Origin of the sequence: Psychrobium sp. nBUS_13, from assembly GCF_051201665.1 — a bacterium.
Lineage (GTDB): Bacteria > Pseudomonadota > Gammaproteobacteria > Enterobacterales > Psychrobiaceae > Psychrobium.
Window position 1 is genome coordinate 2,299,500 of the sequence record NZ_CP179210.1, and the last position, 12,323, is coordinate 2,311,822.

The following is a 12,323-nucleotide window of genomic DNA, read 5'->3' on the forward strand; positions in this document are numbered from 1 at the left end:
AAAGGCACATGAATATCGTTAATACACATTCAACATCCAATGAACAGACAGTTAATTTGGCCCAAGCTAAATTAACTGAAACCCCAATTGCGATCTGTATTAACGGTATTAGCCAAGCGGTTATGATGGCATCTCCAACAGATCTTGACGATTTTGCGGTGGGTTTTGTCATTGGTGAGGGACTAATCGAACAAGCGTCTGAAGTAAAGAGCATTTCAATTACTCACTTACAACAAGGAATTGAAGTTGATTTAACGGTGCTAGCGCGTACAGAACACCATATCAAATCAAAACGCCGTCAACTTAGTGGTTCTACCGGTTGTGGTTTATGCGGTGTTGATTCAATTGATACCGCGATGACATTGCCAGCTTTAACACCATCAACTCAATCGCCACCGAGTCGTGAAACTATTGAACTGGCACGACAGGCACTAACCAGCATACAAAAAGAGCACGGCTGTATTCAAGGTCATCATAGCGCGGTATATTTCGACATTAGCGGGCAGTTTATCGCTATCCGAGAAGATGTCGGTCGTCATAGTGCACTCGATAAATTAGTTGGCCATATACATCGTCATGAATTTAAACCTTCAAACATAGATTCGCCTTATGGTGGCTTTTTATTGATGACCAGCCGTTGCAGTCATGATTTGGTCATCAAAGCGGCTCGCGGTAAGTTCAACGTACTCATTACATTAGCGCAACCGACTAATTTAGCAGTTGCTTCTGCCCAATCCATTGGTCTCACTCTTTTTAGCTTTGTGCATGGAAAACTACAGCAGTTTTCTTAGGCTTTATTCAAGGAAATATCATGTCAAAATCATCTGATGAACAAGCGCCCTATTCTGCACCTGCCGGTGGCTGGGGGGCGTTAAAGAGCTCTGCTAAGCACCTCATAAAAAGTGAAAACAGTGCGATGGGCGTTAAAGCACTGTTAAAAGCTAATCAACCAGGTGGTTTTGATTGCCCGGGTTGTGCGTGGGGCGATAGTACCAGCGCTGGCAAAGTTGATTTCTGTGAAAATGGCGTAAAAGCAATTGCATGGGAAGCCACCAGCAAGAAAGTTGATGCAAGTTTCTTTAATCAATTTAGTCTTGAGCAATTAAAAACCTGGGACGATCATTCTCTCGAGAAAAGCGGCCGCTTGGTTGAGCCAATGTTTTATGATGGCAAGAGCGACCATTATCAGCCCATTAGTTGGCAAGATGCGTTTGGTGTAATCACTCAACATCTTTCCTCGTTATCGTCCCCTGATGAAGCATTATTTTATACCTCAGGCCGGGCAAGTAATGAAGTCGCCTATCTCTATCAATTATTCGGGCGCATGTTTGGCACCAATAACTTTCCAGATTGTTCTAACATGTGTCATGAAGCGTCTGGTGTTGGCATGACGCGTAGCGTCGGCATTGGTAAAGGCACCGTTACCATGGACGACTTTAGCGAGGCTGATGCAATTTTTATTTTTGGCCAAAATCCCGGAACCAATCACCCAAGAATGCTGGGAACATTGCGTAAGGCGAGCAAGCGCGGCGCACAAATCGTCGCTATTAATACGCTCAAAGAACAAGGGCTCAAAAAATTCGCCGACCCTCAAAGCCCTAAAGAAATGATTTTATTTTCCAGCACCAATATCAGTCAGTATTATTTCACGCCCAAATTAGGTGGTGATATGGCGATATTGCGTGGCATGGCCAAGCTCCTGCTAGAACGTAGTGAAACAGATGACAACGTGTTAGATCATGAATTTATCGCACAACATTGTAGTCACTTTGACGATTATAAACAGGTAATTGAAGCAACATCGTGGCAACAAATTATCAGTCAAAGCGGCCTAATGCAGTCAGAGATAACCCAGATGACTAATATCTATATGCACAGTGACAAGGTTATTTTCACGTGGGCAATGGGAATTACTCAGCATCAACATTCTGTTGCAATGATTCAAGAGTTAATCAACGTATTATTGCTCCGTGGCAACATAGGTAAACCCGGTGCGGGCGCGTGTCCAGTGCGAGGCCATTCAAACGTACAAGGCAATAGAACGGTGGGCATTAATGAACATCCACCGCAATCGCTGCTCGACGCTATTGAAGCGCGATACCAATTTAAACCACCGCAAGTCTCTGGCTTAGGTACCGTTGACGCAATCCGCGCAATGCGCGACAAACAAGCAAAATTGTTCATTGGTTTAGGTGGTAATTTTGCCGCGGCAACGCCAGACACAGCGCAAACTTATAACGCATTGGCTAATTGTGAACTCACCGTCAACATCAGTACCAAGCTCAATCGAAGCCATGTGGTGACGGGGAAACAAGCGCTTATTCTCCCTTGTTTAGGCCGTACGGAAGTTGATCTACAGGCGTCGGGCGCTCAGCACATTACCGTTGAGGACTCTATGAGCATGGTGCATCGCTCAGCCGGACAAAACCCGCCAGCGTCGGATAAACTGAAATCTGAAGTTGCGATCATTGCAGGCATTGCAGAATCAGTTCTTGGCAACGACATTGTTAACTGGTCCAATTTAAAAGACGACTACGCATTAATTCGTGATGAAATCGAAGCCGTCATTCCAAATTTCACCGATTATAACGACAACATTAAGCTTGATAGAGGATTTTACCTACAAAATTCGGCTGCACAACGAGTATGGAATACAGGTAACAATAAGGCGAATTTTTCCGCGGCAGCTTTGCCTGAGCAACTTGTTCATGAATTAGCCGCAAAAGATGAAACATCTCAAACTTTAACATTGCAAACCTTACGCTCTCACGATCAATACAACACATCTATTTACGGCATGGATGACCGCTATCGCGGCATCTACAATGAACGTCGTGTTCTGATGATGAATCGACAAGATATTAAGCGTCTAGGATTTGCAGCTAACGATTTAGTGACGATTAGTTCGGTATCAAAAGACAGTATTACCCGCAGCGTTTCAGATTTTAAAATCGTGGAGTACAACATTCCCAGTGGTTGTTTAGCGGCATATTACCCAGAAACTAACCCTTTAGTTCCGCTTGATAGCGTTGCAAAAGATTGCGGCACACCGACGTATAAATCTATTGCCGTAAAATTAGCAAAGCAATAATATTTGATTTTCCAATGTTATACCATTAAGTAAGTGATCTTGTTGTGCGTAGAGAAAATCAGCTAAAACAAGGCGCTCGATTGGCTAATAGCTGGCTATTAAGATTGAGAGCAACGCCATTTTAGTTAATTTTAACAAGTACAAGTGGGCAAATATTTAATGCAATTGGTATAATACTTTAATTAATGACATGATGGTTCGCCTCTTTAGTTTGCCTAACTCTAAGGTTAGCTTAGGGTGAGGCGGACCATCTAATTAAGCCGCCAATAACTTTCGTCATTAGCGGTTTTATTTGTTTATAAGATTAGCTTATTGCTTAACCAACATTAACACGAGCATTGCGGTACATACGCATCCATGGGCTGTCTTCGCGCCATTCTTGTGGGCGCCATGAGTTAGCTACCGCACGGAAAACACGTTCTGGATGAGGCATCATAATAGTGACACGGCCATCAGTCGTCGTTAAACCTGTGATACCAGCCACTGAACCGTTTGGATTTGATGGGTAGTTTTCAGTAACCTGACCGTGGTTATCAACGTATTGCAGTGCAACCGTGCCACTAGTTAACGCCGCATCAACAGCTTGCTGATTTTTAAACTCAGCATGGCCTTCACCGTGTGATACAGCGATTGGCATAACACTGCCAGCCATTCCGTTAAGGAATAATGACGGCGACTCCTGTACTTCAACAAGACTAAAGCGGGCTTCAAAGCGCTCTGATTTGTTTTGCACAAAGTGCGGCCATAAATCACTGCCTGGAATGAGCTCTTTAAGGTTAGATAACATCTGACAACCGTTACACACACCTAAACTAAATGTGTTATCACGTTTGAAGAAGTTACCAAATTGATCGCGTGCTAAATCATTAAACAAGATTGACTTAGCCCAACCTTCACCAGCACCTAAAACGTCACCGTATGAGAAACCACCACAAGCAACCATGCCGTGGAAATCTTCTAGCGATACGCTACCTGATAGCACATCCGACATATGAACGTCTTTTGCCGCAAAGCCTGCGCGATTAAACGCAGCGGCCATTTCAACATGTGAGTTAACGCCCTGCTCACGCAAGATAGCAACTTGTGGTTTTGCCCCTTTAAGAATGTATGGCGCTGCCACGTCTTCATTTAAATCAAAGGTTAATTTGGCATGTAAACCTGGATTTTCATCATCTGTTTTTAGCGCATATTCTTGCTCAGCACATTCTGGGTTATCACGAAGTTTTTGCATTTCATAACTTGTTTTCGACCACAACTTACGTAAATCAGTGCGCTTAGCACTAAATACTGCTTCGCCATCAATAGACACATTAATAACGTTAGTGTTGTTGAGCGTGCCAATATCGTGAGTTAATGTCGCAAGACCGTTATCAGCTAAAACACTATTTACTGCATCTAAGTCCGCGGTTTTAACTTGAATGACTCCGCCTAGCTCTTCGTTAAACAGTTGAGCTAGCGCATCACCTGCTGGCAAATTAATATCTAAACCAGTATTACCTGCGAACGCCATTTCGGTTAATGTCGTTAATAAACCGCCATCTGAACGATCGTGATAAGCCAGTAATTTACCGTCTGCGAGTAAGGTTTGAATAGCGATAAAGAAGCCTTTTAATAGCGCTGGAGAATCAACGTCAGGCGTAACATCACCAAGTTGTTTGTAAACTTGCGCTAATGCACTGCCACCTAAACGATTTTGACCATTACCTAAGTCGATAGCTAATAAACGCGTTTCACCTTTATCTGTCATTAATTGCGGCGTTAGTGTACTGCGTACATCAAGAACTGGCGCAAATGCCGTCATCACTAGTGATAATGGTGCTGTAACAGACTTGTCTATCCCGTCTTCATTCCACTGTGTTTTCATCGACATTGAGTCTTTGCCCACTGGAATGGTGATACCCAGTGCAGGACATAGCTCTTCACCAACCGCTTTTACTGCTTCATATAAACCAGCGTCTTCACCAGGGTGCCCCGCTGCAGACATCCAGTTTGCTGACATTTGTAATTGGCTAATATCACCGATATGAGCCGATGCAATATTGGTAATTGATTCAGCCACTGACATACGTGCTGATGCGCCAAAGTTAAGTAGTGCAATTGGGCTACGCTCACCCATTGCCATTGCTTCACCCGCATAGGTATCAAAACTCGCGGCCGTAACGGCACAGTTTGCCACTGGCACCTGCCATGGGCCAACCATTTGATCGCGTGCAACAAGTCCTGTTACGGTGCGATCGCCAATTGTGATTAAGAATCCTTTATCGGCAACGGTTGGTAGGCTTAGAACACGCATTACTGCATCATCAATGTCAATTTTTGATGTGTTAAACGCTTCACCTTTAGCGACTTGGGTTTTAACATCACGGCTCATTTTCGGTGGTTTACCTAATAATACATCCAATGGCATATCAATTGGTTTGTCATCAAAATGGCTATCGGTAAGTGTTAGATGATCTTCTTCAATCGCTTCACCAACTACGGCATATGGCGCACGCTCACGCTGACAGATAGCATCAAACTGTGCCAATTTATCTGCAGGAACCGCCATCACGTAACGCTCTTGTGACTCATTACACCAAATTTCGTGTGGTGCCATGCCAGGCTCATCATTTGGCACATTACGCAGTTCAAAGTTACCACCACGGCCGCCATCATGAACTAGCTCAGGAAACGCATTTGAGATACCGCCCGCGCCTACATCATGGATAAAGGCAATCGGGTTTTCTTCACCAAGCTGCCAACAACGGTCGATAACTTCCTGACAACGACGCTCCATTTCTGGATTTTCACGTTGTACAGATGCAAAATCTAAATCTTCGGCTGATTGGCCAGATGCCATAGATGACGCCGCGCCGCCGCCAAGACCGATGTTCATCGCTGGGCCGCCAAGAACAATGAGTTTAGCGCCAACGGGGATTTCACCTTTTTGAACGTGCTGGTCCCGGATATTACCTAGACCACCAGCAATCATAATTGGTTTGTGATAACCACGAACTTCAAGGCCAGCATGTGAATTAACTTGCTCTTCATAAGTACGGAAATAACCACATAAGGCAGGACGACCAAATTCATTATTAAATGCTGCGCCGCCAAGAGGGCCTTCGATCATAATATCAAGCGCTGAAACAATGCGTTCTGGTTTGCCAAAATCTGTTTCCCACGGTTGCTCTGCACCAGGAATTTTAAGATTCGACACAGTAAATCCTGTTAAACCAGCTTTTGGTTTTGAACCACGACCAGTTGCACCTTCATCACGAATTTCACCACCAGAGCCAGTTGCAGCACCAGGGAATGGTGAGATAGCTGTTGGGTGATTGTGGGTTTCCACTTTCATTAGGATATGAATGTCTTCTTGATTGTATTCATATTCACGTGATTCAGGATTTGGGAAGAAGCGCCCTGCTTTTGAGCCAACCATGACAGAGGCATTATCTTTATAAGCAGACAATACATTTTCTGGGTGCTTCTCGTAGGTGTTCTTAATCATTTTAAATAATGATTTTTCTTGTTGCTCACCGTCAATCGTCCAATCGGCATTGAAGATTTTATGACGACAATGCTCTGAGTTTGCTTGCGCAAACATCATTAATTCGATGTCATTTGGATTACGGTTAAGGGTGGTAAATGATTCAACTAGGTAATCAATTTCATCATCTGCTAGCGCTAGCCCCATTTCAGTGTTTGCGGCAACTAATGCTGCTTTACCGCCTTCTAGAATATCAACACTGCGCATCTTACTTGGCGTCGCGCTGTAGAATAATTGCTGCGCACTTTCTAATGCGTTGTTAGCGACTTCCATCATACGGTCGTGCAATTCACCAACCAGTACTTGGTGTTGCTCGTCAGATAATTCACCTTCAACGTAATAAGCAATACCACGTTCTAGTCGGCTGATTTGGCGTAAACCACAGTTGTTTGCAATGTCAGTTGCCTTTGAAGACCATGGTGAGATAGTGCCCGGACGCGGGGTCACTAAAATAAGTTCACCAACAGGCTGATGCTCAGCAATTGTTGGTCCATAGGTTAATAGCTTCTTAAGTTTTTCGAGCTCACTCGCATTTAACTCACTGGCTAAGTCAGCAAAATGCATATACTCAGCGTAAATTCCGGTTACCGGAAGATTTAGCTGGGCAAAATTAGCGAGCAGTTTAGTTGTACGAAATTCAGAAAGCGCTGGGGCTCCGCGAAGGATTTCCATAGAGATATTCACCAATTAACTGTGGATGGGATAAAATTTGGCGCTATTATAAGTGAATTGGATCACAAAATTAACCATTTATGTGATATTTCTCACATCGCTATTTTTAGTGGCATCTGATATAAATAGATAACTGCCCCATATTCTTAAATTTACTAGGCTAACGCATTGATATCTAAACACTCTAAATTGACAATTGGCCAAAAAATAAGCATTGCCATTGGGTGTTTATTGCTACTCTCTTGTACTCAACCTGTCACAGAAACACACCTTGATGATATCAAGGAGGATAAGGTGTTGGTTATCGGTACACTTTATAGTCCAACAAGCTATTTTGAAAGCGAGAAAAGCGCCATTGGCATGGATAGCGAGTTGGCGAGACAGTTTGCCCAATATTTAGACGTAGAATTGCAGATTGTGTCCAATGCTGATCTTAGTGAATTATTTAATCAAATGAATGAAGGCAAGATAGATATCATCGCTAGCGGTCTAACCGTAACTCAAGCGCGCTTAAGTAAAATGCGATTTGGCCCGCCCTTCTATCAAGTGGCTCAACAAGTAGTTTTTAAACAGGGTAAGAAACGTCCACGTAAATTGAGAGATTTAACAGGATCCTTGATGGTTGCAAATGCGAGTAGCCATGTCGATACGTTGTCTGAGCTCAAACTTGAAAATCCTCAACTAGACTGGGAAACAAGCAGCACCCATAACCCCGATGAACTACTTAAACTAGTGATTGATGAAGAGATTGATTACACCCTTACTGACTCAAATGTTTTGGCACGTAATAGACGTGTTTATCCTGACTTAAGTTTAGCGTTTACAGTAACGCGGAATGATTCATTGGCATGGGCGTTGGCTGACAACGGCGATGATTCACTCTTTAGCGAAGTCATTGCATTTTTTGGCGAACAACAATCTAATGGTGCGTTGGCGCAGCTTGAAGAGAAATATTTTGGCCATGTTCAACGCTTTGATTACGTTGATACACGCGCTTTTATTAAAGCCATCGATAAGAAACTCCCAAAATACCAAATTTTATTTGAGCTTAATGCAAACGATTTAAAATGGGAACAGTTAGCAGCACTGTCTTATCAAGAGTCTCATTGGAACCCCCGCGCAAAATCGCCAACTGGCGTTCGCGGCATGATGATGTTAACCCTACCAACCGCAAAACAAATGGGCGTTAAAAGTAGGCTCAATGCTGAACAAAGTATCCAAGGTGGTGCAAAATATCTCACACGCTTGTTGTCTCGACTACCGGAAACTATTCCTCAATCTCAGCGCTTTTGGTTTGCCCTTGCCTCTTATAACGTTGGATACGGACACTTAATGGATGCGAGAAAACTAGCGCAGCAATCCGGCAAAAATCCCAATAGTTGGAGCCATGTAAAACAAATACTGCCGTTACTTGAGAAAAAGAAATATTACGGAAAAACGCGACACGGATATGCTCGCGGCCGAGAAGCAGTACATTACGTTGATAGCATTAGACGATATTATGATACGCTCATTGCGATGGACCTTGATAGCAAGCTAGCGCCTATCGATTTAGAATTGGCAGCGCGAATTGATTCTTTGCCTGTACCAGCACAAGCATCACTGCAAATAAACGAAGAGTTGGAGTTAAAAAATTAAATAATACCATTGCATTAGGGTGAAAAAGTACGCTAGATTATAATGACTTGTTTATTGTGTGTTCGCCTTTAATCTTTGAAGTTAAGCAACAGCAGCGCAATACTTTAAAGGATAGCGATTGTTGTTCGCGTATATGGAATATTATGAATCATCACCCACCGACCAAAAGCTCCACCAATCTATCTGTTATATTTACTATTTTTATAGCGATAATCATTTCTGCCACAGCCATTTTTGTCACCACCAAACTCTATCAAAAAGCTAATTATCTCGACGAGAAGTGGGACGAATATAGAACGGTACTTGTCAAGAAACAGGCGGTTAATGTTAAAATTTCACCTGTTTTTAGCGAAACAGGATTGTTAGGAGATATAAGACGTTATGCGTTCTCTCCCAATAAGATTGGCGAAAATCATATAAAAGCAAAATTAGAAGCGTATAAAGAAACACTAACGCTCTATCGCAATTTACAAGGATTAACGGTTGTCGAAACGCGGTTACTAATGACTGTAAATGAAGAAATTACAAAACTCAAAAATTCATTTTATTTAGTGGTCAACTTTGCAGCAAAAGACCAAGTTGAAAAATATAATGCCATTGGCGATTCACTCTACTACAGCCAAGGCCAAGAAGCAGTCGACAAACTAACTAATTTAAGCACCAATCAGTACAATGATAGCGCAACACACATTAGCGAAGTCGTCGGTGAATTGGCATTACTCGTGCTTGCCAGCTTGTTAGTAATGCCATTAATTATCTATTTACTCATTACACAATGGCGAGACCGCCATAAAGTCAGTAAAGATGTTCTTGCAAAACATAATCGGCTTGAACTCGACAAAATGTTCCGCCATACCGCTGTACCAACACTCATCGTCAATCGTTCAGGCGATATTGTGAACGCGAACGTAAAAGTTTGTGAATTGACCGGCTATAGCATGAATCATTTAATGTCCAAACACCTTGAGCAACTGATCGTAGAGCCGCCATCGGCGATGCTTAAGCAAATTATGCTCTTTTCAAAAGACCCATTACCGACTCACAGTGCTACTCAGGTGATTACTAATAAAGGCAATGTTTTACGCGTTGATATTGATATAACGCAGGTTCAAGATGGGCCCAATTTATTATCCATTGTCGCTTTTAGAGATATTGAGGATTTTGAATTGGCGGCTGAACGCCAAGAATGTATTAATCAAATGAACCATTTCTCCCAAGATGTAAATGGAATTGGCAGCTGGTATTGGGATTTTTCCACTGATAAATTGCTGTGGTCTCGTAAATCCTATGAAATTTATGGCTATGACAATGGCGAGATTGAAATTAGTCAAGAAATCATTCTTGCGGCAGTGCCAACTGAAGAACGAGATGATGTTAGCAATGCTATTAATGAAGCGGTTATTTTCGGCAATGAATTAAACATCAACCATCACATTAATTTACCAAATGACGAACAACTATTTGTCCATCAACACGGTCATGTCACCTCAGACGATGCTGGAAAGCCATTATTTATGGTAGGCACCATTGAGTTAGCGGAAAAAGACTCTGAAAAAGCAATGATGCGTGATATGTCTGATCGCGTTTTTAACTCCTCGTTGGACGCCATGGCGATCACAAATCAGCGTAATACCATTTTAAAAGTCAATGAAGCGTTTGTCCGAATGACAGGATTTAGTGATGAAGAAGCAGTTGGTCAGCAATTGTCTTCCATTAACCGTGCAAGCTTCTTCGATCAATGCATTTACGACAACATTAATGACCAAGTAAAAGCAGAGCATAGTTGGGAAGGCGAGTTATGGAATGTAAAAAAAGACGGTGAAGTCTATCCAACCAACCAACATATCTGTGCACTGTCATTTGAGAATAACAAAATCAGCCGCTATTTGTGTACCTTTAGAGATATTAGCGACCACAAGGCACTTGAAGAGCGTATCATAAATAGCCGCGCTGTTGACCGCGTCACCATGTTACCGTCTCGTTCAGTATTGCAAGACAGATTAAATCAATCGATCAAGCGTCATGAACGAGACGGCCATCAGAGCGCTGTACTTGTTATTTCGATTAGTCATTTCCTAAAAGATTTGAGTGAATCTAATCACGTCAGTGCGATTAAAATTTTGGCACAGCGTATCACTCAAATAACGCGTGATCATGACACTATTGCACGATTTGGTCGTCAAGAATTTGCAGTGTTATTGGAAGGCCTCAACCTGCCCGAAGATGCTTATGTCGTTGCGGATAAAATCAGAATAAAATTGGTCCAGCCATTGACAATTAACAACATTACCATTGAGCCTGATTGCGCTATTGGTATTAGCTTACACCCATTACACGCCACCGGCGATGAAACGTTAATTCAGTATGCCGATGCCGCAATGCAGCAAGCCAAAATTGAACACAACAGCAGCATTCAAACATTCAATCAACATATTTTAGGTATTTATAACAGCGAGCAACACCTTAATGCACAATTAAAACGCGCGATAGATCTTAAAGAACTCGCCGTCAATTATCAGCCTGTTATTAATTTTGAGAATCAACAAATTTCACGCTGTATTGCACACGTGAGATGGCATCATCGTGCCTATAATACCCAAGACACTAAAAAGTTTATTGCCTCAGCTAAGCAAGGAAGCCTCAGCAAACCTTTACACGATTGGCTACTTGAAAACGCAATTAAGTACGCCACACAATGGAGCAATGCGGGCCTAGATAAGTTAGAGCTTCAAGTTAAGCTTGTGAAAGATCAACTCGACGAACCAGGATTTGGCCAACACATTAAGAGTTTACTTAATGTTTATCAATATCCACCAAGTCTATTAGTTCTCGAGGTTACCTATGATACGGTACAGGAAAATGATTCAGTAATTGACGAGTTTAAGATGCTAACGGACGCCGGAGTGAAAATATTAGTCGTTGATATTCCAGACGATCCACAGGCATTTAGCCTGTTAAAATCTCATTATATATCGCAAGCGCATACTCACCGCTACCCTATTTCTGACGAGCAATTAGCGTCAGGAACTATTGCTGACTGCGAGCGTGTGCTTAGCCAAATAAGAGATATGGAAATTTATCCTAATAACTTTAATTGGCCACAACATACCTTTGTGAGTGAGTTCAAGGATGCATCGACGCGTAAACAAAAGAGCATGTTGGTTTGTGGCTCAATCGACACACAAAATCTCATAACACTGGGTAACAAGTTGCTAAATACCACAACTTAATCAAATAACGCATGGGGAACTGTGTTCTCCATGCTATTTCTCCGAAATTTCATCGTTGTAATTCTTAAAAAATGGGGCACAATAATCCCCTCTTATTTTTTGAATTAAACCAATTCCATTATTTAAGTGATCTTGGAGTGCTTAGGAAGAATTAACGAGAGCAACG

At 42.4% G+C, this 12,323-nt stretch carries 5 protein-coding genes; 4 read left to right on the plus strand and 1 reads right to left on the minus strand.

Annotation, left to right across the window (positions count from 1 at the left end):
- Positions 1-8: 8 nt before the first annotated feature.
- Both fdhD and ACMAZF_RS10540 read left to right on the plus strand, forming a co-directional pair.
- Entirely contained in the window at positions 9-791 is a 783-nt protein-coding gene (gene fdhD / locus ACMAZF_RS10535) for a formate dehydrogenase accessory sulfurtransferase FdhD (protein ID WP_435273814.1), read from the plus strand.
- 20 nt (positions 792-811) lie between these two features.
- Positions 812-3,091, plus strand: coding sequence for an FdhF/YdeP family oxidoreductase (locus tag ACMAZF_RS10540; RefSeq protein WP_435273815.1), 2,280 nt, complete (start codon positions 812-814; stop codon positions 3,089-3,091).
- Positions 3,092-3,407: 316 nt separating this feature from the next.
- On the opposite strand, the gene purL is transcribed toward ACMAZF_RS10540, so the two are convergent.
- On the minus strand, positions 3,408-7,289 hold the full coding sequence (purL, locus tag ACMAZF_RS10545; protein ID WP_435273816.1) for a phosphoribosylformylglycinamidine synthase: 3,882 nt from the start codon (positions 7,287-7,289) through the stop codon (positions 3,408-3,410).
- A 168-nt stretch (positions 7,290-7,457) separates the two neighbouring features.
- On the opposite strand from purL, the gene mltF reads away from it, so the two are divergent.
- Together mltF and ACMAZF_RS10555 are read left to right on the plus strand one after the other, a co-directional pair.
- On the plus strand, positions 7,458-8,927 hold the full coding sequence (gene mltF, locus ACMAZF_RS10550; protein WP_435273817.1) for a membrane-bound lytic murein transglycosylase MltF: 1,470 nt from the start codon (positions 7,458-7,460) through the stop codon (positions 8,925-8,927).
- Positions 8,928-9,070: 143 nt separating this feature from the next.
- A complete protein-coding gene (locus tag ACMAZF_RS10555) occupies positions 9,071-12,157 on the plus strand; it encodes a PAS domain S-box protein (RefSeq protein WP_435273818.1) in 3,087 nt (1,028 codons plus the stop codon).
- Positions 12,158-12,323: the final 166 nt, after the last annotated feature.